This window comes from Thermoactinospora rubra (assembly GCF_002093975.1).
Taxonomy (GTDB): Bacteria; Actinomycetota; Actinomycetes; order Streptosporangiales; family Streptosporangiaceae; genus Nonomuraea; species Nonomuraea rubra_A.
This window is the reverse complement of the sequence record NZ_KZ084326.1, coordinates 166,384-189,598: the sequence shown is the minus strand read 5'-3', so window position 1 is coordinate 189,598 and position 23,215 is coordinate 166,384. Positions and strand designations below refer to the sequence as shown.

Below are 23,215 nucleotides of genomic sequence, written 5' to 3'. Positions count from 1 at the left end.
GTGTCAGTCCTTGTCGGGCTTGCTGGGCTTGAGCCAGAACGGCACGGGCGGCCCTTCACCGCCCCGGCCCTCGCCGTCGCGGCTGGGCAGCCACAGCGGCGGCGGCTCGGCGTCGCGTGCCCGCGGCACCTCCGCCGGCCGTCCGGTACGGCTCCCGCCCCCGCCGAACAGGCCCGAGCCTCCGGAGCCGCGCGAGGACGACGAGCCCGCGCCGCTTCCACGAGAGGAGGACGATCCCCCGTTGCTCCCGCCGGACGAGCGACCGCCGCCCGTCCTGGAGGACGCCCAGCCGCCCCCGGACCGCCCGCCGAACCAGCCGCTGCCCCGCGACCCGCTCGACGACCCGGACGACCCGGACGACCCGGACGACCCTGCCGACCCTGCCGACCCTGCCGACCCCGATCCGCCGAACAGGCTGCCGCCCCTCGACGGGCGCGAGCCGGTCGAGCCGCCCGCCGTACTCGAGCCGGACCCGCCGGTGGAGCCCGCCGCACCGGACGGGCGGGAGCCTCCGCGGGCGCCAGCCTGGCGCGCGGAGGAGCCGCCGAGGTTGAGCGGCGGCGCCGAGCCGGTGCGGGTGGCGGCGGCCGGGCGGGCGCCGGCCTTGCCCTGCTGCTCGCCGGCCAGCGGCGCGGCGGCGGCGGGCACCCGCGTGCCCGCCGATGTCGTGGCCCCGCCCTCCTCGGCGCGGGCGCGTCCCTGGGCCGCGGTGGCCGCCGCGGCGGCCGCTCCCGCGGTGCCCCCCGCGGCGGCCGCGGCCAGGAGCGGTTCGGCCTTGCGCAGCCCCCACCGGCCCACGCGGGCCGTCGCGACCGGCGGCAGGGCCACCGCCGAGCGCTCGAGGATCGGGGAGCTGGCCGCCTCGCCCAGCATCCGCGTGGTGATCGTGTGCCCGCTCATGGAGGCGAACAGGTGCTGGAACGGCCTGCGGTAGAAGAACACGGCGATGGTCAGCAGCGCCATGAACAGGATCTGCAGGCCCCAGGACATCCCGGTGGACATGATGAGCGCGTAGCCGTACACCAGGACGCTGAGCACCAGCGCCAGCACCGCCTGCCGCAGCAGCGTGCCGATGAGCATCTCGACCCAGCGCATCGCGATGATCCGGCCGCTGCCCGGATGCACGCCGATCAGCAGGAACACCGGGCCGAGGATGAGCAGCAGCAGGAAGCCGACCTTGAGCACCAGCAGCGACACCGCGACCAGGAAGATCAGCAGTCCGGCCACCAGGGCGGCCAGCAGCGCGCCGATCGCCACGCCCAGCCGGTTGGTCCAGTCTTTGCCCTGGACGATCGCGTAGCGCGGGTCGCCCTTCAGCGGGTTGACGATCTCCTCGTACTGCGCCTGGTAGGCCGCGCTGTCGGGGGTTCTCTGGCTGAGCTCGGCGGCCTCGATGGACTGGATCTCCAGCAGCCGCAGGCCGAAGTCGCGCACGACCGGCGCGTTGGTGTCGGAGGTGCCGAACTGGCCCATGAGCCACGGCTTGCACACCAGCGTGGCCCACAGGGCGTCGGCGTTCTGCTCGACGCCCGCCGTGCCGGTGCGGCCGAAGCCCTTGGCGGCGGTGTCCTGCGGGAAGCAGGAGGTGCCCTGCGCGCCGGGCAGCCCGGCGAAGGCCGAGTTGACCACCTCGCCGGTCTTGTCCGTGACGAGCTTGCCGAGCCCCGTGAAGTCCTGCGGCCGGGCGAAGAACCAGGTGGCCGCCGTCACGGCGACCACCATCCAGATCACGCCCTCGACGCTCATGGAGGCGCGTTTGCGCAGCAGGCCGTACCACGCCAGCCAGATCGCGCCGAGCAGGATGATCGGCGTGAGGTAGGGCCAGTACAGCGCCTTGGACAGGTTCGTGACGATCTCGTCGACCACGTCCTTGATCGACTGGAGCGGCCCCTCGCTGGCGGCGGCCTGGTAGGTGCTGATCGTCAGCTTGTCGATGGACTTGGCCCACAGGAAGATCGTGTTGGCCCACGAGTTGCCGAAGACGGCGGCGATGTCGGAACAGCCCAGCTCGTGGGTGTGCCAGAACTGCCCGGCCATGCCGAACCGCGCGTAGTGCGTGGTCGCCGCGGGCGCGGCGCCCTCGGCCGCGGGCGGCTGGAGCAGCCCGTCGACGCTGGAGCCCACCACCTCGGGCGTGAGGTCGGGCGACAGGTCGCACGGGCCGTCGGCCGCCGCCGACCCCGGCAAGAAGAGGAAGCCGAGAAGCAGGAGCAGCGCCAAGGTCCCGACCCGGCGTCGTCTGGTCAGGGACACACCCCTGCGTCGTCTCATGACCGCACCTCCTGCGCTCTGCCCACTCCCCCTTGAAGATCATGCCCGTTGTCCTTGGGTTTGTCGTGCGTAGGGTTCGTGTCGAGCCAGCGGAGCAGTTCTTCGGAGATCAGGTCTACCGCGATCCGCCCGGCTCTGCCATCCAGATCGCGGAAAACGCATTCGCCGTTGCCCAGCGAGCGCAGGACCGCCTTGTGCTCCTCCGAGGGGTCCACGCCGAGCAGCGACATGACGTGGTCGACCTCGGTCCGCTCGGTGGAGCGGAAGGCGAACACCGACGACAGGCAGTTGGTCACCTGCTCGTTGAGCAGGTCGCCGGCGTTCTGCGACACCAGCACCAGGGCCGTGTTGCGTGAGCGGCCCATGCGGCTGACCTCGGGCACCAGCTTGGCCCCCTCCGGGGTGGAGGTGATCGCCCACGCCTCGTCCAGGAAGATCGCCTTGGGCGCGCGGCGGTCCAGGCCGTTCATCAGGCGGCGCGCGAACTGCGAGACCAGGTACAGCAGGGCCACGCTGAGCCGCTGCTCGTAGGAGTAGTCGTCGCGGCCCGTGGCCACGTCCGGCAGCGTCAACCCGGCCAGGGTGAAGACCGTGGTCCAGCCCTCGGTGTCGATCTGCTCGCCGCCCGAGGGGTCGAAGCACAGCCTGGCCAGGTGCATCTCCGACATCGAGCGCAGCACCGCGCCCAGGTTCTTGGACGCGGCGTCGTCGGCCTGCTCCAGGTAGTCCACGACCTTGCCCAGGCTCGGGTCGGGGCCGTTGGCCACCGCCGCCACCGCCTGGATCATCGCCGACTCGCGCTCCTCCGACATGCGGGGCAGCAGCAGCCGCAGCGTCTCGGTGGCCATGGTCTTCTTCGCCGCGATGTCGTCGCCGAAGGAGAACGGGTCCAGCAGGCCGGGCGCGGCCGAGCCCAGCGGGATGACCCGCGCCTTGCGCCCCCGCTTCTGCAGCAGCTGGACCAGTGATTCGGCGTCGCCCTTGGGGTCGATCACGGCGACCGTGACGCCCCGCAACGCCATCTGGTAGATCATCAGCAGCGCGAGCGTGGTCTTGCCGCCACCCGGCTCGCCGGTGACCGCGATGGCCGTGGGCCGGTTGCGGGTGGCCGCCACCAGCGGGTCGAAGTGGACGATGCTGCGCGCCCGGCCGATGGTCTCCCCGATGTACGGCCCCAGCCAGCCCTGCCCGCCCTCGTCGATCCTGTCCCCCAGCTCCACGGTCGCGGTGGCCATGCCGCCCGCGATCGTGCGCAGCGGCTGGCGCTGGGCGTAGGCGTTGACCGTCACCTTCTCGCCCGGCAGCGACTCGCGGAACAGCGAGAACTGGTCGCCCGTGGAGTTCACCACGTCGATGCGCATGTCCCGGTAGTGCTCGACGACGGCCTCGACCCGCTGCACGCACAACGCCTCGGTGGGGGCCGACACGATCAGACGGTGCCAGCCGTACACGAACGGCAGGCGCTCCTTGGTGATGCCGTGCTCCAGCATGCGCGCGGCGTCGATCTGCTCGGCCAGCGCGATCGGCGCCTCCGCCCCGGCCTCCCGGATGTGGGCGTCCATGTCGCGGGCGTGCGCCAGCTTGCGCGCCACGTCCCTGGACGCCTTGACCGGCGGGATCAGCCGCATCCGCGAGGAGATCTCCACAGGGAACGGCAGCTGGTCGGCGAAGTGCAGCCACGGCTCGCCGTCGGGGAACGGCATGAAGTCGGGGAAGCGGGCGAAGGACAGGTAGGCGACATAGGACTCGCCCTGCGGCTGCACCAGGCGCAGCAGCGACCTGCCGTTGTGGATCTGGCCCTCCACCAGCGTCTCGATCTCGCCCCTGCCCCAGCGCCGCCGCGGGCTCGCGCTCGGCGGCGGATCGCCGATCGACCCGGCCGCCGCGTGCTGGAACAGCCACGCAACCTCAGTGGAGGTCGCGTGCCGCGCGTACAGGGCACTGGAGGCCAGCGCCCTGCCCAGCCGTTCGGCCTGCTCGGTCCAGCGGGCGATCTCGCTGTCCGGGACGTGGTCGTCCTCCAGGCCCAGCGCCTTCTCGCTGCGCTGGTAGAAGCCGAACAGCTGCGACAGCACGCCCTGGCCGAGCTGGCGGCCCCGGGGGCCCAGCCGTACGCCCAGGTAGACCTCCTTGGTCCAGAAGTCCTTGGCCCAGACGTGGCCGTACATCTCCTCCAGGTACTCGCGCCAGCCGGGCCCGCCGTCGGAGGTCTTGTCCAGCGCGAGCGCCCACTCCGCCGCCGGATAGGCGCGGTGCGCAACCCGCAGGTGCACCTCCGCGTCCGGCATCCTGATCGCCGCCAGCGCGATCGTGACGTTGGTCGCCAGCGCCTCCCGCTCCTCCGGCGTGACGAACTCGTAGCTCACCGTCGGCAGCCGGAAGTAGGCCCACGCGCAGCTGTCGGTGAGCAGGACGCGGTCGTCGAAGTAGCGGACAGCCAGGCGGCTGTGCGCCTTGGACGCCCTGCTCACCTAGCGCTCACCGATTCTCGTCCCCGGGGGGTCACCTGCCAGCTCCCTCTCGCTCGATGGTGGTGTCTGCGCCGCGGCGAAACCCGCGACCACGACCCCGGCGAGGGCCAGGTAGGCCCTGCGCCCCGCCGTGCGCAAACGCTCCGGCTCGACCGGCTCGCCGCCGGCGGCCAGCTCGTCCTCCCACGGCACCCGCACGATGGCCCTGCACCTGCCGCGGGCCACCGCCTCGGCCTGCTCGACGTCGTCCATGGTGCGCCGGCTCACCCCGTTGACCACCATGACCGCGCGCCTGCGCAGGTCCGCGCAGCCGTGCCCGTCGAGCCAGTCGTAGGTCATCCCCACCGCCTCAGCGCCGTCCTCGCTGGCCGGGACCACCAGGACCAGCTGGTCGGCGTACGGCAGGACACGCGCGGCCAGCGCCGGGGCGGGATCGACGACCGTCAGCTTGTAGTGCCTGTCGAGCAGGCCCATGAGGCGGCCGAGGCGGTGGTCCGACAGCAGGGTGCGGTCGGCCAGGCGCTGCTCGGCCCCGGCGTCGGAGTCGGCGGAGACCACCTCCAGGCCGGAGGGGGTGCGGGTGGTGTAGGCGCGCATCGTCAGGTAGCCGGTGACGCCGTCCAGGCCGGACAGCAGCGAGGTGAGCGTCTCGGGGGACTCGGCCTGGATGCGGCTGGTCAGCGTCTGGCCGCCGGTGCTCGCGTCCACGGCCAGGACGCGGTCGTCGCGATGGGCGGCCAGGGTGTGGCCGAGCATGAGCGCGGTCGTGCTCTGGCCGGCGCCGCCGGTGCAGCCCAGCACCACGATGCGGCGGCTGCCGGAGAAGACCGCTCTCGTGCGTGCCTCGTCGATCTCCGAACCGTCGCCTCGCACGTTGGTGTTGCCGACGACGACCTGGGCGATCCGCCGCCATCCGCCCGAGGTGTCGCGTCCGACGACCGACTCGACCCGGCGCACCTTCGGCTCCCCGGCCCGGGGCCCGGGAACGGGCGGGCGCCGATCGGCCTGGGGGGCGGGGACGGGCGCGGGCCGGTCGGCCTGAGGCGCGGGCGCGGGCGCGGGCTGGTCGGCCTCCGCGGCGCTCTCGCCTGCGGGGGCTCCTGCACGGGCTGCTGCCGTGGCTTCGTCCCGCGGCGCCTTCAGCTCCGTGACGGGACCTTCCGTCCCTCCGTGCTCCGCATCCTCGCCGGCGCCGCTCGTCTCCCCCGCCTTGGCGGCGTTCGCTTCGGAGCCTTCGGCCACCGGCGGACGCGCGGACACCGAAGCCGCCTCGGCGGGCTGAGCCACCCAAGCCGCCGCCTCGGCCCGCTGGACCATCGGACCCGCGGCTTCGCCGCGCTGAGCCACCGGCGTGCCGGGCTCCGCCGCCGTCGCCAGGCGTTCATGGTCGGCGTCCGACGCCTCCTGGGCAACGCCCGGCGCGGGCTCCTCCGCACGCTCTGCGGCGCTCTGCGCAGTGCCCGGCGCGTGCCGCTCCGCGGCCTCCGCCACGTGCTCGGGAGCACCGTGCGCCACGCGCTCCTGCGCGAGGTCCGGCGCACGCTCCTCCGCCGTGTGGTCCTGCGCGGTGCCGGCCGAGGCGGACGGCTGCGGTGCGGGAGCCGCATCCGGGGTGGCCGGTGGCTGGGTCTCGGCTGCGGGTGGGGGCGCGTCGGGGACGGCGCGGAGGGGGCGAACGTCGCCGGGGGCGTGTTGCGTGAGCGGGCGGGTGACCGGCTTTTCCTGCGACGGCCAGACCGGCTGGGCCTGCACCGGGCGGACGGACGGCACCTGGCGGGGCGGCTGGCCCCGGCGGTGCTGGAGCCTGGCCTGGTCCTCCGCGTCCGAGCGGGCGGCGGCCGGAGGCGGCTCCGGACGCGACGGCTCCACCTGGGCGCTGGCCGCCAGCTTGCGCAACCTGCGCAGCGCCTCCGTGTCGATCGGCTTCGCGACGGGCGTTTCGTGAGTCGAGGGGCGACCGGCCGCCGGCTTCGTCTGGGCGGCGTCGGGGCGTGCCGCGTCGCTGCGCGGTGTCTCATTCCCGGAGGTCTCAGGCCGCGCCGCCTCGCCGGAGGGCCGCTCGGACGCCGAACCGTTCGCCGGCCGTACCGCGACCTGCTCCACCACCGGCACCCCCAGCGCGGGCGGCACGCCACGGCGGGAACCCGAGGCGGGCCGGACCGTCCCCGACGTGACGGGGGCCTGCGCGACGGCCGCGGCCGCGGCGGCCACGGCGGGACGCACCTCGCGTGCCTTGCGCGCCTCGCGAGCCTTGCGCGTCTCCCGGCTCTCCCCCGACTCCCGCGGCTTGACCGCCTGGGCGGCACGCTCGGCCCTGAGCGCCTTGCGCGACGGCTTGGGCGGCAGGGCGCGCCACACGCGCGCGGTGAACGTGATGGTCTCCGGCTCGGCGGACGGCGCGAGACGGCACCACACACGCGGCTCGCCGATGTAGCGCAGCTGCGACTGCAGCAGCTCGGTCAGCCGCTTGCCCTCGATGACCGGCCGGGTGGACAGCCAGGTGACGATGCCGGGCGGCACGAGGTAGAGCACGTGCCAGGGGGCCTCGAAGTCGATCCCCACCAGCCAGAGCAGGAACGACCAGGGAGCCAGCACGCCCACGAACACGCCGATCCAGACGATCGGGAGCGGCATCGGCAGCCGTAGGTCGTACAGCTTGTAGAGCCGCTTCTCGATGCGCCAGATATTGGTATACGTGGGCAGATCCACGCGCTCCTCCTCTCCACCCGCTCGCCGGTGTCCTCCGGGGGCTTACTTGATGCCCAGCGCGCCCGCGATCGCCTTGGCGGTCACCTCGATCACGTTGGGCACGTAGAAGATCACGCCGATGGCCACGGCGAGGATGAGGAACTGCACGAATCTGGTGATCTCACGGGTGAAGAGGAAGAACAGCGCGACCACGGAGACGATGACGAGGAAGAGCGGGGCGAAGAACGAGCGCAGGAAGTCGGCCAGCCCCGCCGTGTTCACGCCTGTGGGGGCGGGAGTCGGCGTCGCCAGCTCGATCATGGTGAGGAATATGGCTTTCAGGATCACTTCTCGTCCTCCCGGGGGGTACCGATCAGCAGGGCGACCGCACTCCTATCCAACGGCCTGGCCGGCGCCGAGGATGTCTTTGACGTACCACTTGTCGCCCTGCTTCTCGACGTTGAGGCGGTAGGCCTGCTCCAGGCGACCCGGGGCGGCGCTCGGCTCGGTCGGAGTCGGCTGGGCCGTCGGCGCCGACCCCGACGGCACGCCCCAGACCACCACGGCCTGGATCCATCGCGTGGCACCCCCCACAGGCACCACGACGCTCTTGAGCTCGACGAACGTGAACGCCCCGCCGAGGCTGGGCAGGCTCGTCCCGGTCGCGAGGTAGCGGTTGAGCTGCACGCCCGAGGCGTAGGCGGTGAAGAACTCGGCCAGCTGCGGCCTCAGCTCGGCGGTGGCGACCTCGTCGACCTCGGGCTGGGCCAGGACGGGGATCTCGGCCGCCCCCGGCGCCGGCAGCAGCCCGGGCCGTCCCGACACGACGAACTTCGGCGAGGCGGTGTTGCCGTCCCAGTGGACCGGCACGGACAGCAGGAACCGGCGGCTGGCCGACTGGAACGACACGGTGACGACCACGTCGTCGGGATCGTTCGGCAGGTGCTCGACCCGGTAGGGCTGGATGTAGGCGGCCTGCATCCGGCCGTAGCCGTCCCAGCCGAACTGGTCGGCGGCGTCCTGCGGAAGGTACGGCTTGAGCCGCGCGGCCCTGATCTCCAGCTCGTCGGGGTTCAGGTCGAGATAGAGGTTGGCGAACTGAACGGCGAAGGCGGTGGCCTCCTCGGCCGGGAATGTGACGCCCCCCGCCGACGGAGAAACGGACGAAGGGGCACTTTCTTCCCTAAACCGGCTAATTATCGCTATAACGCCATTTAGTAGGACGACCAGGATGAGTGCCCACACAATCACCCGCCCGGTCGCCACCAGCCAGCGCCCGCCGGAGCCCGGCCATCCGCGGTGCGGCCTGCGCGCGTCGAACGCGGAGGTTTCCGGGCGCGCCGAAGACTCCAGGTCGCCGGCGATCCGGGGATCGGCCTGGACGGTGGACCTACGAGCCATCAACGCCTCCGCTCGCGCCTCTCGACAGGCATGCCTGCTGATCGGCGCGGTCTGAAGATGTCAGATTACCGGTCGCGGTAATTCTTCCAGGAAAGCCACGCCCATGCTGCAGGCATCGCCGTGCGGGAGCAAACCGAGTGTGCATGACTCATCGGAGTCCGGGTTCCTGGCACATTGCCGTGGAATTGGCATTCGACCAGGACAGATGCCGATCAGCCCATTACTTCGGCGTTACGGAATCCTGTCCGGACGGCTCGCAAAGCGTTCCTGGTCACACGCCGGCAAGACGGAGGGGAAGACGGCGCCGTCCCGGGAGTGTCGCAGGAGCGGCGGCCGCGGGAGCCGTACGGAACCCGCCGCCCGGAACCCGCCGCCCGCGCCGCGAGGTCAGGCGGGCTCGGGCCCCTGGTGGTTGTGCCGCCAGGCGCGCAGGTCGACGACCTTGCCGCGACCCGGCTGGCGGCCCGGCTGGCGGCCCGGCTGGCGGGGCGGCGCCACGCGCTCCATGCAGCTTCGCAGCTCGGCGAGCAGCTCGGCCGGATCGCGCCCGTGCAGCCTGCGGGTGAGCTCCTCCCTCTCCTCCACCTTGCGGCGGAGGTAGGCCTCCCTGTTCACGCGCAGGCCGTACATGAGCTCGACCCTGAGGAGCGCCAGCTCCTCCTCCAGGCTGATCCCCACCAGCGTGGGACGGCGCTTGCCGAGGATGCGACGGATCATGGGGCCCTCCGGGTGTGTGGGGCCGAGTCCGCCTCCCCGGCGAGCGCCGGGTCCGCCTCCTCGGCCCTCCTGATGCGCGCGAACGGATGCGTTAGCACCGTGACGATTCGACGCCCGGGAGCCCCAGGAGGTTGACGAGATGGTCAAACGGTCAGCTTCTCGGCCCTGAAGGGCCGAGCTTGCAGCTTCTCGCCGTGCATGGGGTGCACGGGTCAGGCCGCGTCGTCGGCAGCGTGACTCACTGCCCAGCCCGCGACACCGCGCGCGGCGATGTTGCGGGCTGCGTTGACGTCGGCGTGCTCAGCGAAGCCGCACGACGTGCAGGCGAAGGTGGCCTGGTCGGGCCGGTTCTTCTTCGAGATGTGGCCGCAGGCCGAGCACCCTTTGGAGGTGTAGGCCGCATCCACGTACACCACCGGCACGCCCGCGCGTTGGGCCTTATAGGAGATAAAGCTCCCCAACTGGTGGAAGCTCCACGAATGCAGGGTGACCCGCTGGGGCTTGCGGAGCCGTACCCTGTCACGGATACCGCCCAGGTCTTCCAGGGCGATCCCGCGACAGGTGCGTTGCGCCTCGGTCACGATGCTTTTCGCTATGCGGTGGTTGACATCGGCCGCGAAGCGGGCTTCCCGGCCGGAGAGTTTGCGTAGCAGGCGCTTGGCGCTTTTGGTGCCCTTGGCCTGGAGGCGGGAGCGCAGGCGGCGGTTGCGGTGCCGTACCTGGTTCAACTGCCTGCCCGCGTGGCGGACGCCGTCACTGGTGGTGGCGATGTTGGCGATGCCCAGATCCGCGCCGAGGAAGCCGTCCGGCTCGTAGACCTCGGGCTCGGGGACCTCGCAGGTGGCGTACAGGTACCAGGCCCCACCCCGGAACACCAGGTCGGACTCGCCCCGCCGGTAGGCGCGCAGCATCTCAAGCTGAGCGGGCGAACAGGCGAACGGGATACGGCCGGACCGGCCGCGTGCCGTCCAGATCGACACGGTTTGGGCGTCGAGCTGCCAGGACAGGCACCGGTCGTCGAACGGCTGTGCGGCGTCCTTGCGGAACCGGGCCGGGGTTTTCTCGGCCTTGGCCCGGCGCTTGGATCCCTCCGGGCCGTAGTGACCGGCCTTCAGGTTCGCCTTCAATGTGGCGTAGGCCCCGGCGACCTTGCGGGCCGTATGGATGGCCGGTTGTGCCGACAATCCCATCGCCTTCAGCTCGCCGTAGACGAGCCGCTGCACGGAGGTCTTGCCCTTGGCGCCGGTAGCGAAGGCGCGGCGGGAGGCGTGGTTGGCGGCCCGGTTGCACAGGGCAAGCGTCTCCCGCAACGCCGCCTCCGTGGCGGCGTCGGGAAGCAGCTTGACCTGCACCACCAGCTTCATGCCAGGATTGTACCACGGTACCATCTTGTCTATGTCGCCACGATGGGCATCAGATCCCAGTATCCGCCGAGGTCGTAGCGTCGTCCACAACCTTCACGTCCATCTTGTCTTCGTCACCAGGTATCGGGGTGACGTCCTCGACAACGCCATGCTCACCAGATGCGAACAGGTCATGCGGGACGTGTGCGCCCGTATGGGGGCGGAGCTGCGCGAGTTCAACGGCGAAGACGACCACGTGCACCTGCTCGTGCACTACCCGCCGAAGCTGCCGATCTCGACTCTGGTCAACCGCCTCAAAGGCGTCTCAGCGCACTACCTACGCAAGGAGTTCACCGGCCGCATCAACCGAGCGATCATGCACGGGCATCTGTGGTCGCCGTCCTACTTCGCGGCGTCCTGCGGCGGAGCACCACTGGAGATCATCCGGGAGTACATCAAAAACCAGAAACGCCCGGACTAGCGTTCGGGCGCAGGAAGGGAAGCCATTCCTCCGGCCCTGAAGGACCGGGGTTCCTGGCTAGATCCGGTTGATCGCACCGGAGACGCGCCCCATGGCTGAAATCACCTGTCCGCAGAACGCCCCCGCTGATCTCGTCAGTGAGGCGGTCCGGCAGGCGAGGGTGACCGTACGGCCGGGACCACGTGTCCCAGACACCGGCCGTGCGGTCCTAAAGCGTGATGCGGTCCACCCGCACGGCGCGGTCGCCCGGGATCACGATCGGGTCGGCCACCTCGACCACCCGGCCGCGCGACCGCATCAGCCGCGTGATCGAGAACACCGGCACGCCGCCGCCGATCCCCAGCGTGGCTGCCTCCTCCGGGGTGGGCATCCGCACGGCGGTCTCCTCCTCGATCTCATCTACCTCGATGCCGAGGGTACGCAGCTGGGCGATGGTGCCGCCCGGCCACGGCTCATAGCGGGGGTCGGCGACCGGGGTCCCCTCCACGTCGGCGGCCAGCAGGCACGGCCGTGACATCTGCGACGGCGCTCCCTTGGCGTAGAACACAAACCGCCGCTCCAGTACCCGCGTGCCCACCTCGACGCCGAACAGGCCCGCCAGCCGCTCGTCAGCCTCGATCCACCGGTAGGCCTTGTCCAGCCGGTATTGGCTCCACGTGATGCCCTGGTCGAAGGTGAAGCTGGTGCGCGGCTCGTCCTGCGGGCCGGCGTCGACGCGGTAGCGGTCCATGGAGATGCGCCGCACGGACGGGCGCTGCCGTACGTAGGTGCCCGACCCGTGGCGGGACTCGATCAACCCTTCGGTACGCAGCAGCGTCAGCGCCGCCCGGATGACGATCTGGGAGACGCCGTGCTCGGCAGCCAGGTCCCGCTGCGAGGGCAGGCGGGTGCCGGGCGGTAGCCCCCCGGTGACGATCTGCTCGCGGAGATGATCCGCGATCCGGAGGTAGGCGGGATCATCCCTGTCGGTCACAAAGACCTCCCCTCCGGCGCGGACTCCTTGACAGGAGCGTACACACACATCAAAGTGCGTATACACTCTTGTGGCGAGCGCATACACATTCCTTCGGAGCCCCGATGACCGTCGCACACGATCCCGCCGACCGGGCACGGCTGACCTACGCATGGGGCGGCGATCACTGGTACCTGATCGACGAGCCGGAGCCCACCGTGATCCTCATCAACGCCCGGGTCTCGCAGGGCCGCGCCTACGCGACGGCCGCCGAGGCGGAGGAGGCATTCTGGGACGGCGTCGTCACCAGCCTGACCACGGGACCGGCGCCGCTGTGGCGGCTCTGGCAATCCGACCGGGGCCGCTGGTGGGCCACCCGCACCGTGCCGTTCTCCCGCGCGGCTGAGGAGGCGGGAGCGCACCGCACGGTGGATGACCATTCGTGGTCGGACGTGCGCGCGCTGATCGTCGAGCAGGAGCAGCGCGCCATGCTGGCCGACGCCGAGGCGGCGCGGCCGTGAGCGGGCATGGCGGCGATGACGTTTCCCAGGCGCATGCCGTCGCGTCTCCGCACGGACGTGGGGCCGTGCGAGGGCGGCGGCACGGACAGCCATCCCTCCAGTGCGTCCGTGCCGCCGCCGTCAAGGCAGGAGGATGACCGGTGAAGCACCCGATCCACTGGGAGCCCCACATCCCGCGCAGCGTGCGGCTGCGGGTCACCGCGATCTCGCCGTACGGGCGGTATGAGTGGGCGATGGACGGCGGAGTGCCGATCATCCTGCGCCACGCCACGGGCCGCGGCTATGAGGAGTGCGGGCGCGGGCTGCCGTATCGGCAGGTGCGGGAGGTGTGGGAGCGGCTCACCCGGCGGTGGGCCGCATGAGCCGGCGCGGCAGCGGTCAGCGCTCCCAGACGCTCGCTGCCGTGTCTCCGCGCGGCGAGAAGCCTGTGCGAACGCGGCGGCACGGACAGCCGTCCCTCCGGCGCGTCCACATGCCGAAGCAGAACACGAAAAAGCGACCCCCGGCCTTCCGCAGAGGAGGACCGGGGTCTTCCGTGTGCCCCTGGCCGTACGGCCAGCGCCTACGGCGCCTCAATCGGGGCTGGTCAAGTCCTGCGATCAGGCTACACATCGCGCGCACGCCGATCGCCGCATCCGGCGTCACGGCTTACGCGCGATGCCCGCCCAGTAGTAGGCCGGCCCTTCGTCGGACAGCATGACCGTCTCGGAGCCGGGGCGCCAGTCGTTGACCGGGACGACGCCGGGATCGATCAACTCCCAGTCGGCGAAGAACCGCGCCACGTCGGCCTTGACGCGCGGTACCACGGTCAGCCCGGCCCGCCCGGCCAGCTCCTTGATCGCGGCCATCGCCTCGGGGTCGAAGTCCTGGCCGGGGTGGGTCAAGGCCAGGTAGCTGCCGGAGGGAAGCGCATCCATCAACACCCGGGCCTTGCCCCACGGGTCCTCGTCATCGTCCAGCAGCATCAAGACGGCCACCATCATCAAGGCGACCGGCTTGCCGAGATCCAGGGTCTTGGTCAGAGCAGGGTCGGCGAGGATCGCGTGCGGGTCGCGCAGGTCGGCGTGGATGTAGGCGGTCGAGCCGGGACGCTGGCTGACCAGCAGAGCGCGGGCGTGGGCGAGCACGATGGGGTCGTTGTCCACGTAGACCACGTTGCACTCGGGGGCCAGGGCCTGGGCCACCTCGTGCACGTTGCCCTCGGTGGGGATGCCGGTGCCGATGTCGAGGAACTGCCGGATACCGGCCTCGGCCACCAGGTGGCGGACGGCGCGGCCGAGGAAGCGGCGGTTCTCCCGGGCCATGGCGCGGATGTTGGGGATCGCGGCCATGAATGCCTCACCCAGCGCCCGGTCGGGCTCGAAGTTGTCCTTGCCGCCCAGCCACCAGTCGTACATGCGTGCCGAGTGCGGCACCGTGATGTCGATGCCTAAGGCGGTCCACTGCCGGTACTGCTCGGGGTTGTCCGTCATCGTGGCGTCCTGTGCGGTTGGGAGGAGCGGGTCCTCAAGATCGGTTTCTCGCCGGTCCCTCAAGTATGACCCGCGGCCCGCGTGACGGCCGGACAATATGATCATTACTGGCGTCGGTGTGGGCGGCCGAACGCGGGCCGCCTAAACGTTGAAGCGGAATTCGACGACGTCGCCGTCGCGCATGACGTAGTCCTTGCCCTCGATCCTGGCCTTGCCCGCGGCCCGGGCGGCGGCGAGGGATCCGGCCTCGACCAGGTCGTCGAAGGAGACGACCTCGGCCTTGATGAAGCCGCGCTGGAAGTCGGAGTGGATGACCCCGGCGGCCTCGGGGGCCGTGGCGCCCTTGCGGATGGTCCAGGCCCTGGCCTCCTTGGGCCCGGCGGTCAGGTACGTCTGCAGGCCGAGCGTCTCGAAGCCGACCCGGGCCAGCTGGGAGAGCCCCGACTCCTCCTGGCCGATGGACTGCAGCAGCTCCAGCGCCTCCTCGTCGGTCAGCTCGACCAGCTCCGACTCGATCTTGGCGTCCAGGAACACCGCCTCGGCGGGCGCCACGAGGGCGGCCAGCTGCTCGCGCAGCGCGGCGTCGGCCAGCTCGTCGGCGTCGAGGTTGAAGACGTACAGGAACGGCTTGGCGGTCAGCAGGTGCAGCTCGCGCAGCGGCTCGTCGTCCAGGCCGCTCTCGAAGATCGTCTTACCGGTCTCCAGGACGGCCTTGGCCGCCTCGACGGCCTCCAGCGCGGCCTTCTTGTCCTTGTTGACGCGCGCCTCCTTCTGCAGGCGGGGCAGCGCCTTCTCCACCGTCTGCAGGTCGGCGTAGACCAGCTCCGTGTTGATCGTCTCGATGTCGCGCTTGGGGGAGATCTCCCCGTCGACGTGCGTCACGTCGGGGTCGGAGAAGACCCGGATGACCTGGCAGATCGCGTCGGTGTTGCGGATGTTGGCGAGGAACTGGTTGCCCCGGCCCGCGCCCTCCGACGCGCCGCGCACCAGCCCCGCGATGTCGACGAACTCCACCTTGGCCGGAATGATCTTGGCGGAGCCGAACATCTCGGCGAGCTTGTGCAGGCGCGAGTCCGGCACGCCGACGACGCCCACGTTGGGCTCGATGGTGGCGAACGGGTAGTTGGCCGCCAGCGCGTGGCCGCTCTTGGTCAGCGCGTTGAACAGGGTGCTCTTGCCGACGTTGGGCAGGCCGACGATGCCGATACTCAGACTCACGGGGTTCGAGTCTACTTGTTCACCAGGCGCAGGCAGGTCACGGACCGGTGGCCGCCGGGCAGGTAGCGGTCGGACCCCTCCGGGCAGCGACGGGCCGATCCGGCGAAGCCCGTCACCCTGGCCCAGGCGCGCGGCGAGCCGCAGCCCACGCGGACGAGGCGGTCGCCGTCCGGCCTGGCCACGCACGCGCCCTCGCGCGGCACCCGGCCGGCCGGTCCGAGGCACACGTTGGCGTAGGAGAACCGGAACACCGCCCGCGTCCTGGCCGGGCACGCGCCCGCCGTGACGGCCGCGGCCCTGCCGTACCAGCCCTTGGCCGCGCACGGCACCTCGCGCCCGTCCAGCCTGAGGCAGTCCCCCGCGCGCAGCACCCCGCCGCCCGCTCCCGGCTCCCCGGGGTGCGGCGCGCGGCGGTTGCGGACGCATGCCGTACGGCCCAGCCCGATGTCGGCCAGCTCGTCGGTCGCCGCGGGGCACCGGTAGGGCGCCCCGGCGACGGCGACCACCTCGGCGTCGCCCGCGTCGCAGGCCACGAGCTCGTACCGGGAGCCCGTCCGGTCCACGCAGGCGCCCACCGCCCAGCGCAACGTCGCCTGCTGGGTCGTCTGCTGGGTCATCTGCGGAACGGGCGCGGGCGGCTGTTCCTCGACGCCTCCCGCGATGATCGCCCCCACCCCCGCGACCACCGCGGCGGCCAGCACGACCGTCGCCGCCACAGCCACCACGAGCTTCGCTCCCGTAACCATATGCGTACTGTGAGTGACACAAGTGGGGCGGCACAAGCGGAATGCGCAAGGCGTGTCGGAAGAACCCCCGTGGGGACGGCGGTGCAATCATCGATCGGGTGGATGTCGTCTCCCTGCTCATCGGCCTGACCGCCGGGCTCGTCATCGGCTACCTGGTCGCCGTGACCCGTTCGGCGGCTCGCATCGCCGAGGCCGGGGCCCGCGCCAAGGCCGCCGCCGACAAGCTCGCCTACGTCGAGGAGCAGCTGGCCGAGCGCTTCCAGGCGCTGTCCACCCGGGCCCTCGACGTCAACAACCTGCGCTTCCTGGAGCTGGCCGAGACGCGCCTGGCCGCCACCCGCGCCGAGGCCTCCGGCGAGCTGGAGCAGCGCAAGCAGGCCGTGGAGCACCTGGTCGAGCCGCTGCGCGCCGCGCTGGAGCGGCTGGAGGCCCAGCTGCGCGAGGCCCAGGCCGGCCAGCGCGCCGCCCGCGCCGAGCTGGAGCTGGTACGGCAGAGCAACGAGCAGCTCCGCTCGCAGACCACCGCCCTGGTGCGCGCCCTCCAGCGGCCCGAGGCCCGCGGCCGGTGGGGCGAGCTGCAGCTGCGCCGGGTCGCCGAGATCGCCGGCATGCAGCGCCACTGCGACTTCGACGAGCAGGTCACCGAGGGCGGGCAGCGGCCCGACATGGTGGTGCGGCTGGCGGGCGGCAAGAACATCGTCGTCGACTCCAAGGTCTCCCTGGCCGCCTACCTGGAGGCCGCCTCGGCCGACGACGAGGCCGTCGCCTCGGCCCGGCTCGACGCCCACGCGCGCCACCTGCGCGAGCACGTCGACCGGCTGGCGGCCAAGTCCTACTGGCAGGGCTTCAACCCCTCGCCGGAGTTCGTGGTGCTGTTCATCCCCGGCGAGGCGTTCCTGGCCCCGGCCCTGGAGCGCGACCCCTCGCTGCTGGAGTACGCCATGGCCCGGCGCGTCCACATCGCCACGCCGACCACGCTCATCAGCATGCTGCGCACGGCGCACTACGCCTGGCAGCAGGCCGCGCTCAGCGAGAACGCCCGCGCGGTCTTCGAGCTCGGCAAGGAGCTGTACGAGCGGCTGTCGTCGCTGGGACGCAACGTCGACGCGCTCGGCAAGGCCCTCACCCGCGCGGTGGAGTCCTACAACAAGACCGTGGGGTCGCTGGAGACGCGGGTCCTCGTCACGGCGCGCAAACTGCACGATCTGGGCGTCGTGGACGGCGCCCTCGAGGAGCCGGCCACCCTCGACGACCTGCCCAGGCCCCTCGCCTCTCCCGAACTGCTGGAAACCACCACTCTGATCTCCCACGCGAACGGTAAGTTGGCTCAGTAAGGGGGTGGAGCGGTGAGTCAGTCCGGCAGGCGTTCGTCGATCAAGCTGACCGCCCGTGGCGCCATCGCGCTCGCCCTGCTGTCCACTTTCCTCGGGTATGTGCTGGCCGCCCTCACGGGATGGCCGTCCCTCGTCGGGGTCGTCTTCCTCACGGGCAGCGTGCTGGGCGTGGCGCTGGTCAACCCGCGCGAGCTGCTGACCGTCGTGGTCACGCCGCCGCTGGTGTTCTTCTGCGGCACGCTGGTCGTCGAGCTGGGCACCGCGCTCGGCTCGCCGTCGATCGGCCAGTCGCTGCTGGTGGGGCTGTTCACGGCGCTGTCGGCCGGCGCGCCCTGGCTCTTCGCGGGCTCGGCCGCCGTGCTGGCGGTGGCCATGCGCCGCGGGCTCCGCGACAACGTGCGCGACCTGCGCGAGGAGCTGCGCTCGGCGGCCGAGGTGCCCAGGCCGCGCCGCGAGCAGGTCTTCGCCCCCGAGCCGGAGGGCTACTTCGAGCCCCGGGTGTACGGCACGCCGCGCGACGGCGCCTAGCGGCGCAGCCCCTCCAGCATCCGCGCCAGGGCCGACCACGTGTCCTCCAGGTCCTCGGGCCTGCCAGAGGCGGCCAGCCACAGCGCGGCCTCGTTCATCGCGCCCGACAGCAGCCGGGTCAGCGGCTCGACCGGCTGCCGCGCGAGGTCACCGGCCTCGACGAGCCCGGCCAGCGCCTCGGCCAGGTGGCGCGCCGAGGTGTCCTCGTCCATCGCGCGCCACTCGCTCCACCCCAGGACCGCCGGGCCGTCCAGCAGCATGATCCGCTGCACCTCGGGGTCGGCGGTGGCGGCGAGGAAGGCCCGGCAGCCCTCGGTCAGCTGCCGCCACGGATCGTCGTGCGCCTCGGCCGCGGCGGCCACCCGCCCGGCCACCTCCCGCATCACCTCGTGGAGGACGGCGCGGAACAGCTCGGCCTTGCCGGCGAAGTGGTGGTAGAGCGCGCCCTTGGTCACCCCGGCCGCCTTGACCACCTCCGACAGGCCGACCCGGCCGTAGCCCTGCGTGGCGAACAGCCGCCGGGCCTCGCGGATCAGTGCCCTTCTGGTCTGCTCTCGTTGCTCGGCGCGGGTCATCGTCCCCTGTCTTCCTCGTTGACATACCGATGGTACGCGAATAGCGTGACTGGCATACCGATGGTATGCGAAAGGGCCTCCCATGGAGTTGACGAGCTTCTATCCCGTCGTGTGCACCTCGCGGCTGCGCGAGTCGCACGACTTCTACACGCGGCTGCTGGGCTTCGAGACCACCTTCGAGGCGGACTGGTACGTGAGCCTGCGGCGTCCGGGGCCGCCGGCGTACGAGCTGGCGCTGCTCGACCACACCCATCCCACGCTGCCCGAGGGCTACCGGGAGCCCGCGCGGGGACTGCTGCTGAACTTCGAGGTCGAGGACGTCGACGCGGAGTGGGAGCGGCTCGTCCTCCGCGAGGGGCTGCGGCCCGAGCTGGAGCTGCGCAGCGAGGACTTCGGGCAGCGGCACTTCATCGTGCCCGACCCCAACGGGGTGCTGATCGACGTCATCACGCCCATCGAGCCCGCCGGCGCCTACCGCGACCAGTACGTCTCCCCGGCTTGAGCCAAGACGCTCACGAGGAGGCGCCGTCCGCGGCGGCCTTCCGCGGCTTGCGGGCACGGGGCTTGGGCTGCGCCGTCCCGGCCGCGCCGTCAGGCCCGGCCTGCTCGGCCCGCACGGTCAGCCGGTCGTCGGTGAGCCGTACGGTCAGCAACTCGCCGGGGGCGACGCTCTTGGCCTGCCGGACGACCTCGCCGGAAGGCCGCTGGACGATGGCGTAGCCCCGCTCGAGGGTGGCGGCGGGCGACAGGGCGAGCAGCCGGGCGCGCAGGTGGGTCAGGGAGTCTTCGGCGCGGTCCAGGCCGCCGCCCAGGCAGCGGCGAGCCCGCTCGCGCAGAGCGTCGACCTGCTCGGCCCGGCGCTCCAGGTCGCGGACCGGGTCGGCGAGCGAGGGCCGGGTGCGGACCGAGGCCAGCCAGGCCAGCTCACGCTCCACCCAGCCGCCCAGCACGCGGCGGCCGCGGTCGCGCAGCTGCCGGATGAGCGTCAGCTGCTCGCCGACGTCGGGCACCACCTTCTTGGCCGCGTCGGTGGGCGTGGAGGCCCGCACGTCGGCCACCAGGTCGAGCAGCGGGGTGTCCTGCTCGTGGCCGATCGCGCTGACCACCGGCGTGCGGCAGGCCGCCACCGCGCGCACCAGCGACTCGTCGGAGAAGGGCAGCAGGTCCTCCAGCGAGCCGCCGCCGCGGGCGATGACGATGACGTCGACCGAGTCGTCGGCGTCGAGCCGCCGCAGGGCCTCGGTGACCTCGGTCACGGCGTACGGGCCCTGCACCGCGACCTGCTCGACCTTGAACCGCACCGCCGGCCACCTGCGCCGGGAGTTCTCCAGCACGTCGCGCTCGGCCGCCGAGTCGCGCCCGCAGATCAGGCCCACGGTCCCCGGCAGGAACGGCAGGCGCCGCTTGCGCTCGGCGTTGAACAGCCCCTCGGCGGCCAGCAGCTGGCGCAGCCGCTCCAGCCTCGCCAGCAGGTCGCCGATGCCGACCGGGCGGATCTCCAGCGCGGTGAACGCGAAGGAGCCCCTGTTGACCCAGAAGTCGGGCTTGACCAGCATGAGCACGCGCGCGCCGTCGACCGGGCGCGGCACGGCGGCCTCGTAGACGCCGCGCGGCGCCGTCACCCTGGCCGAGACGTTGGCGACCGGGTCGCGCAGGGTCAGGAACACCGTGCCGCCGCGGGCGGTCAGCTCGGTGATCTGGCCCTCCACCCAGACCGTGCCCAGCTTGCCGATCCAGCCGGCGACCATCTGCAGGACAGTCCGGATGGGGAGGGGGGACTCCGGGCTGCTCTTGGACGTCACCGGTGCTCCTCCGTGGCGCGTGGGCGGATCATGGCGGCAGCCTACGGCCGCGGTCCGACTATTCGCCGCCTTCCAGCTTGGCCAGGCGGTTCTCGTACATCCTGATCACCTCGGGGCGGGCGACCGTGGCCTGCTCGTAGGCGAGCATGTCGCGCAGCTGGGCGGAGGACTTGCCGCGCATCCTGGCCCGCAGCGAGGCGACGCTGAGGTCGTTGTAGCCGGGGATCGGCTCGACCAGGTCGGTGGGGATCGGCTTGGGCTGCTCGACCGGCTCGGCCTCGACGGCCGCGGCCAGCGCTCCCTCGCCCTGCGCCGCCGCCTCGGGCTTGGCCTGGGCCTTCGCCTTGGTACGGCCGGCGGTCCTGCGCTTGGGCTTGGCCTGCTGGGCCGGCTCGGCCGTGCCCGCGTCCACCGTGGGTTTGGCCCGCACCTGCGGCTCGGCGGCCGTTCGCGCCTCGGTCTCGGTGGTCTTGGGCTCGGCGGCGACGGAGCCGGCCTCGGGCTTGACGTCGGCGGGCTCCGGCTTGACCTCGGCCTCCGGCTTGACCTCGGCTTCCGGCTTGACCTCGGCCTCCGGCTCGGCCTCGGGCTTCGGCTTGGGGGCGAAGATGACCGGCTCGGGGCGGGTCTTGGCCTCGCCGTTCGCCTCGGCCTCCGGCGCCGGGGGGCGCGGCGCGAAGATGACGGGCTCGCGCCGGGCGGGCTTGTCCTCGGCGGACGCGGCCGGCGAGGTCTCCTCGGCCTCCTCCTTGCCGGCCAGGCCCTTGATGGAGTTCTTCACCCGGTCGGCGAACAGCAGGGCCTGCCCGGCCGCGCTGAGCGTGGACTGGATGACGACGAGCGGAAGGTCCTTGGCCTTCTTCTTCAGCTCGTCCTTGTCGGTGATGGTCTTGGTGATGTTGCGTATCACGTCACTGAGGGACATGGCGTCTCCCTGGGATCACGCCGAGCGGTCGCGAGGCGGTGCCTGTGTGGCTCCACGTAGCATAGGAAACATGGAGCCTCAGACCCCCACTACCACCAGAAGCGTCCTCCTAGCCAAGCCTCGGGGGTACTGCGCCGGAGTCGACCGCGCCGTGGTGGCGGTGGAGAAGGCCCTGGAGCAGTACGGCGCGCCGATCTACGTGCGCAAGCAGATCGTGCACAACACCCATGTGGTCAAGACGCTCGAGGCCAAGGGTGCGATCTTCGTCGAGGAGACCGAGGAGGTCCCCGAGGGCGCGATCGTCGTCTTCTCCGCGCACGGCGTCTCCCCCGCCGTCCACGCCGAAGCCGCCCGGCGCGGGCTCCGCACCATCGACGCGACGTGCCCGCTGGTCACCAAGGTCCACAACGAGGCCAGGCGCTTCGCCGGCCAGGACTACGACATCCTGCTCATCGGGCACGAGGGGCACGAGGAGGTCGAGGGCACCTCCGGCGAGGCTCCCGACCACATCCAGCTGGTCGACGGGCTCGACGCGGTCGACAAGATCCAGGTGAGGAACCCCGACAAGCTGGTGTGGCTGTCGCAGACCACGCTGTCGGTGGACGAGACCACCGAGACCGTCAGGCGGCTCAAGCAGCGCTTCCCCACGCTGATCGACCCGCCGAGTGACGACATCTGCTACGCGACGCAGAACCGCCAGACCGCGGTCAAGGAGATCGCGGCCCGCTCCCAGCTGGTCATCGTGGTCGGCTCCGAGAACTCCTCCAACTCCAAGCGCCTGGTCGAGGTGGCCAAGGACTACGGCGCCGACGCGGCCTACCTGGTGGACAACGCCTCCTACATCCGCGACGAGTGGCTCGACGGCGTGACCACCGTGGGCCTCACCAGCGGCGCCTCCGTGCCGGAGGAGCTGGTGGAGGAGGTGCTGGCGTATCTGGCCGAGCGCGGCTTCGGTGAGGTGGAGGAGGTCGAGCCGGTGCAGGAGAGCATGCGCTTCGCCCTCCCCCACGAGCTGCGCAAGGACCTGCGCTCGGCCTGACCGGCGGCGGGCCGGCATGCGGGTGTCGGTCCGCGGCTCTAGGGTGGGAGGCGTGGCAGAGGAGAAGGCACCGTCATACGAGCAGGCCCGTGAGGAGCTGACCGAGGTCGTGCGCCGGCTCGAGGCCGGCGGGCTGACCCTTGAGCAGTCCATCGAGCTGTGGGAGCGCGGCGAGAAGCTGGCCGCGATCTGCGAGGAGTGGCTGCAGGGCGCGCGGGTCAAGCTGGCCGCCGCGATGGCGCGCAGGTCCGAGCAGGGTGCCGACCCCGACGCGCCCTTCTGACGGCCGGGCCCTGACGGTCAGAGGCGGTGCAGGGCCAGCACGGGGATGCGCCGGCTGGTCTTCGCCTCGTACTCCGCGAAGTTCGGCGCGATGGCCGCCATCCGGGCGTAGAGCTCGTCGCGCTCCGCGCCGGTGACCTCGACCGCCTTCACCGGGAAGCTCTCGACGCTCCCCTCGGCGCCCACTTCGACGGTCGCCTCGGGGTCGGCGCGCAGGTTGTGGTACCACGCGGGGTGGTGGTCGGCCCCGGCGTTCGACGCGATGACGATCAGGCGCTCGCCGTCCGGGAGGTACATGACGGGCGTGGTGACCCGTCTGCCGCTCCTGGCGCCGGTGGTGGTGAGCAGCAGCAGGTCGTAACCGGCGAAGAAGCCGCCGACTTTGCCGCCGTTGGCGCGGAACTCCTCGATCACCTGCGCGTTGAAGTCGCTCATCGCCGTCCCTCCTG

Annotated in this window: 23 protein-coding genes; 8 read left to right on the top strand and 15 right to left on the bottom strand. The window is 71.8% G+C overall.

Annotation, left to right across the window (positions count from 1 at the left end; translation table 11 throughout):
- Positions 1–3 precede the first annotated feature (3 nt).
- From BSB02_RS05195 to BSB02_RS05165, 7 genes are all read right to left on the bottom strand, one after another.
- Complete coding sequence (locus BSB02_RS05195) at positions 4–2,271, bottom strand: type IV secretion system protein (RefSeq protein WP_084957326.1); 2,268 nt, start codon at positions 2,269–2,271, stop codon at positions 4–6.
- Positions 2,268–4,742: an ATP-binding protein gene (locus BSB02_RS05190; RefSeq protein ID WP_084957324.1), complete on the bottom strand. Its 2,475-nt coding sequence runs from the start codon at positions 4,740–4,742 to the stop codon at positions 2,268–2,270. The genes BSB02_RS05195 and BSB02_RS05190 overlap by 4 nt, the downstream gene beginning before the upstream one ends.
- On the bottom strand, positions 4,743–7,451 hold the full coding sequence (locus BSB02_RS05185) for a conjugal transfer protein (protein ID WP_084957322.1): 2,709 nt from the start codon (positions 7,449–7,451) through the stop codon (positions 4,743–4,745).
- 42 nt (positions 7,452–7,493) lie between these two features.
- Entirely contained in the window at positions 7,494–7,751 is a 258-nt protein-coding gene (locus BSB02_RS05180; RefSeq protein WP_084957610.1) for a hypothetical protein, read from the bottom strand.
- A gap of 72 nt (positions 7,752–7,823) precedes the next feature.
- The gene (locus BSB02_RS05175) at positions 7,824–8,831 is read right to left on the bottom strand and encodes a conjugal transfer protein (protein WP_084957320.1); all 1,008 of its coding nucleotides are present in this window, start codon (positions 8,829–8,831) and stop codon (positions 7,824–7,826) included.
- A 387-nt stretch (positions 8,832–9,218) separates the two neighbouring features.
- Positions 9,219–9,548, bottom strand: coding sequence for a hypothetical protein (locus BSB02_RS05170; protein WP_084957318.1), 330 nt, complete (start codon positions 9,546–9,548; stop codon positions 9,219–9,221).
- 212 nt (positions 9,549–9,760) lie between these two features.
- Positions 9,761–10,912: an RNA-guided endonuclease InsQ/TnpB family protein gene (locus BSB02_RS05165; protein ID WP_084957316.1), complete on the bottom strand. Its 1,152-nt coding sequence runs from the start codon at positions 10,910–10,912 to the stop codon at positions 9,761–9,763.
- A 31-nt stretch (positions 10,913–10,943) separates the two neighbouring features.
- On the opposite strand from BSB02_RS05165, the gene tnpA reads away from it, so the two are divergent.
- Positions 10,944–11,372, top strand: a complete 429-nt coding sequence (tnpA, locus tag BSB02_RS05160; RefSeq protein WP_084957314.1) for an IS200/IS605 family transposase — start codon at positions 10,944–10,946, stop codon at positions 11,370–11,372.
- A gap of 208 nt (positions 11,373–11,580) precedes the next feature.
- Here tnpA and BSB02_RS05155 read toward each other — a convergent pair whose 3' ends face one another.
- Entirely contained in the window at positions 11,581–12,345 is a 765-nt protein-coding gene (locus tag BSB02_RS05155; protein ID WP_240506194.1) for a GntR family transcriptional regulator, read from the bottom strand.
- A gap of 104 nt (positions 12,346–12,449) precedes the next feature.
- Between BSB02_RS05155 and BSB02_RS41265 the strand changes: the two genes are divergently transcribed.
- Both BSB02_RS41265 and BSB02_RS05145 read left to right on the top strand, forming a co-directional pair.
- A complete protein-coding gene (locus BSB02_RS41265) occupies positions 12,450–12,845 on the top strand; it encodes a hypothetical protein (protein WP_206184512.1) in 396 nt (131 codons plus the stop codon).
- A 140-nt stretch (positions 12,846–12,985) separates the two neighbouring features.
- Positions 12,986–13,207 carry a hypothetical protein gene (locus tag BSB02_RS05145; protein WP_084957310.1) on the top strand — a complete coding sequence of 74 codons (222 nt, stop codon included), beginning with the start codon at positions 12,986–12,988 and terminating at the stop codon, positions 13,205–13,207.
- Positions 13,208–13,486: 279 nt separating this feature from the next.
- On the opposite strand, the gene BSB02_RS05140 is transcribed toward BSB02_RS05145, so the two are convergent.
- The 3 genes from BSB02_RS05140 to BSB02_RS05130 all read right to left on the bottom strand — a co-directional run bounded on the left by BSB02_RS05140 (position 13,487) and on the right by BSB02_RS05130 (position 16,281).
- On the bottom strand, positions 13,487–14,317 hold the full coding sequence (locus tag BSB02_RS05140; RefSeq protein WP_084957308.1) for an SAM-dependent methyltransferase: 831 nt from the start codon (positions 14,315–14,317) through the stop codon (positions 13,487–13,489).
- Positions 14,318–14,458: 141 nt separating this feature from the next.
- Positions 14,459–15,535, bottom strand: a complete 1,077-nt coding sequence (gene ychF / locus BSB02_RS05135) for a redox-regulated ATPase YchF (protein WP_084957306.1) — start codon at positions 15,533–15,535, stop codon at positions 14,459–14,461.
- Positions 15,536–15,546: 11 nt separating this feature from the next.
- Positions 15,547–16,281: a hypothetical protein gene (locus BSB02_RS05130; protein WP_143590248.1), complete on the bottom strand. Its 735-nt coding sequence runs from the start codon at positions 16,279–16,281 to the stop codon at positions 15,547–15,549.
- A gap of 98 nt (positions 16,282–16,379) precedes the next feature.
- Between BSB02_RS05130 and BSB02_RS05125 the strand changes: the two genes are divergently transcribed.
- Both BSB02_RS05125 and BSB02_RS05120 read left to right on the top strand, forming a co-directional pair.
- The gene (locus BSB02_RS05125; RefSeq protein WP_084957301.1) at positions 16,380–17,615 is read left to right on the top strand and encodes a DNA recombination protein RmuC; all 1,236 of its coding nucleotides are present in this window, start codon (positions 16,380–16,382) and stop codon (positions 17,613–17,615) included.
- A gap of 12 nt (positions 17,616–17,627) precedes the next feature.
- Positions 17,628–18,143 carry a DUF6542 domain-containing protein gene (locus tag BSB02_RS05120; protein WP_084957299.1) on the top strand — a complete coding sequence of 172 codons (516 nt, stop codon included), beginning with the start codon at positions 17,628–17,630 and terminating at the stop codon, positions 18,141–18,143.
- Here BSB02_RS05120 and BSB02_RS05115 read toward each other — a convergent pair.
- The gene (locus BSB02_RS05115) at positions 18,140–18,718 is read right to left on the bottom strand and encodes a TetR/AcrR family transcriptional regulator (protein ID WP_084957297.1); all 579 of its coding nucleotides are present in this window, start codon (positions 18,716–18,718) and stop codon (positions 18,140–18,142) included. The genes BSB02_RS05120 and BSB02_RS05115 overlap by 4 nt on opposite strands.
- Before the next feature lie 82 nt (positions 18,719–18,800).
- On the opposite strand from BSB02_RS05115, the gene BSB02_RS05110 reads away from it, so the two are divergent.
- Positions 18,801–19,220, top strand: coding sequence for a VOC family protein (locus BSB02_RS05110; RefSeq protein ID WP_084957295.1), 420 nt, complete (start codon positions 18,801–18,803; stop codon positions 19,218–19,220).
- Between the two features lie 10 nt (positions 19,221–19,230).
- Here the strand turns inward: BSB02_RS05110 and xseA are convergent, their stop codons facing one another.
- Positions 19,231–20,466, bottom strand: a complete 1,236-nt coding sequence (xseA, locus tag BSB02_RS05105) for an exodeoxyribonuclease VII large subunit (RefSeq protein ID WP_420855831.1) — start codon at positions 20,464–20,466, stop codon at positions 19,231–19,233.
- A gap of 112 nt (positions 20,467–20,578) precedes the next feature.
- Positions 20,579–21,445 (bottom strand): hypothetical protein, encoded by an 867-nt coding sequence (locus BSB02_RS39350; RefSeq protein ID WP_143590246.1) that lies wholly within the window; start codon positions 21,443–21,445, stop codon positions 20,579–20,581.
- Between the two features lie 70 nt (positions 21,446–21,515).
- Between BSB02_RS39350 and BSB02_RS05095 the strand changes: the two genes are divergently transcribed.
- Positions 21,516–22,484 carry a 4-hydroxy-3-methylbut-2-enyl diphosphate reductase gene (locus BSB02_RS05095; RefSeq protein ID WP_084957291.1) on the top strand — a complete coding sequence of 323 codons (969 nt, stop codon included), beginning with the start codon at positions 21,516–21,518 and terminating at the stop codon, positions 22,482–22,484.
- A 16-nt stretch (positions 22,485–22,500) separates the two neighbouring features.
- On the top strand, positions 22,501–22,767 hold the full coding sequence (locus tag BSB02_RS05090; RefSeq protein WP_084957289.1) for an exodeoxyribonuclease VII small subunit: 267 nt from the start codon (positions 22,501–22,503) through the stop codon (positions 22,765–22,767).
- A gap of 17 nt (positions 22,768–22,784) precedes the next feature.
- On the opposite strand, the gene BSB02_RS05085 is transcribed toward BSB02_RS05090, so the two are convergent.
- Positions 22,785–23,201 (bottom strand): nitroreductase family deazaflavin-dependent oxidoreductase, encoded by a 417-nt coding sequence (locus BSB02_RS05085; RefSeq protein WP_084957286.1) that lies wholly within the window; start codon positions 23,199–23,201, stop codon positions 22,785–22,787.
- Positions 23,202–23,215 lie beyond the last annotated feature (14 nt).

Excerpts from the sequence above, each read along its gene's own strand:
- tnpA (WP_084957314.1), top strand. The coding sequence starts at position 10,944 with ATGTCGCCACGATGGGCATCAGATCCCAGTATCCGCCGAGGTCGTAGC.
- BSB02_RS05175 (WP_084957320.1), bottom strand. The coding sequence starts at position 8,831 with ATGGCTCGTAGGTCCACCGTCCAGGCCGATCCCCGGATCGCCGGCGAC.
- BSB02_RS05130 (WP_143590248.1), bottom strand. The coding sequence starts at position 16,281 with ATGGTTACGGGAGCGAAGCTCGTGGTGGCTGTGGCGGCGACGGTCGTG.
- BSB02_RS05090 (WP_084957289.1), top strand. The coding sequence starts at position 22,501 with ATGCGGGTGTCGGTCCGCGGCTCTAGGGTGGGAGGCGTGGCAGAGGAG.
- BSB02_RS05195 (WP_084957326.1), bottom strand. The coding sequence starts at position 2,271 with ATGAGACGACGCAGGGGTGTGTCCCTGACCAGACGACGCCGGGTCGGG.
- BSB02_RS39350 (WP_143590246.1), bottom strand. The coding sequence starts at position 21,445 with ATGTCCCTCAGTGACGTGATACGCAACATCACCAAGACCATCACCGAC.
- BSB02_RS05115 (WP_084957297.1), bottom strand. The coding sequence starts at position 18,718 with ATGACCCGCGCCGAGCAACGAGAGCAGACCAGAAGGGCACTGATCCGC.
- BSB02_RS05085 (WP_084957286.1), bottom strand. The coding sequence starts at position 23,201 with ATGAGCGACTTCAACGCGCAGGTGATCGAGGAGTTCCGCGCCAACGGC.
- BSB02_RS05170 (WP_084957318.1), bottom strand. The coding sequence starts at position 9,548 with ATGATCCGTCGCATCCTCGGCAAGCGCCGTCCCACGCTGGTGGGGATC.
- BSB02_RS05165 (WP_084957316.1), bottom strand. The coding sequence starts at position 10,912 with ATGAAGCTGGTGGTGCAGGTCAAGCTGCTTCCCGACGCCGCCACGGAG.
- BSB02_RS05180 (WP_084957610.1), bottom strand. The coding sequence starts at position 7,751 with ATGATCGAGCTGGCGACGCCGACTCCCGCCCCCACAGGCGTGAACACG.
- xseA (WP_420855831.1), bottom strand. The coding sequence starts at position 20,466 with ATGGTCGCCGGCTGGATCGGCAAGCTGGGCACGGTCTGGGTGGAGGGC.
- BSB02_RS41265 (WP_206184512.1), top strand. The coding sequence starts at position 12,450 with ATGACCGTCGCACACGATCCCGCCGACCGGGCACGGCTGACCTACGCA.
- BSB02_RS05140 (WP_084957308.1), bottom strand. The coding sequence starts at position 14,317 with ATGACGGACAACCCCGAGCAGTACCGGCAGTGGACCGCCTTAGGCATC.
- BSB02_RS05095 (WP_084957291.1), top strand. The coding sequence starts at position 21,516 with ATGGAGCCTCAGACCCCCACTACCACCAGAAGCGTCCTCCTAGCCAAG.
- BSB02_RS05110 (WP_084957295.1), top strand. The coding sequence starts at position 18,801 with ATGGAGTTGACGAGCTTCTATCCCGTCGTGTGCACCTCGCGGCTGCGC.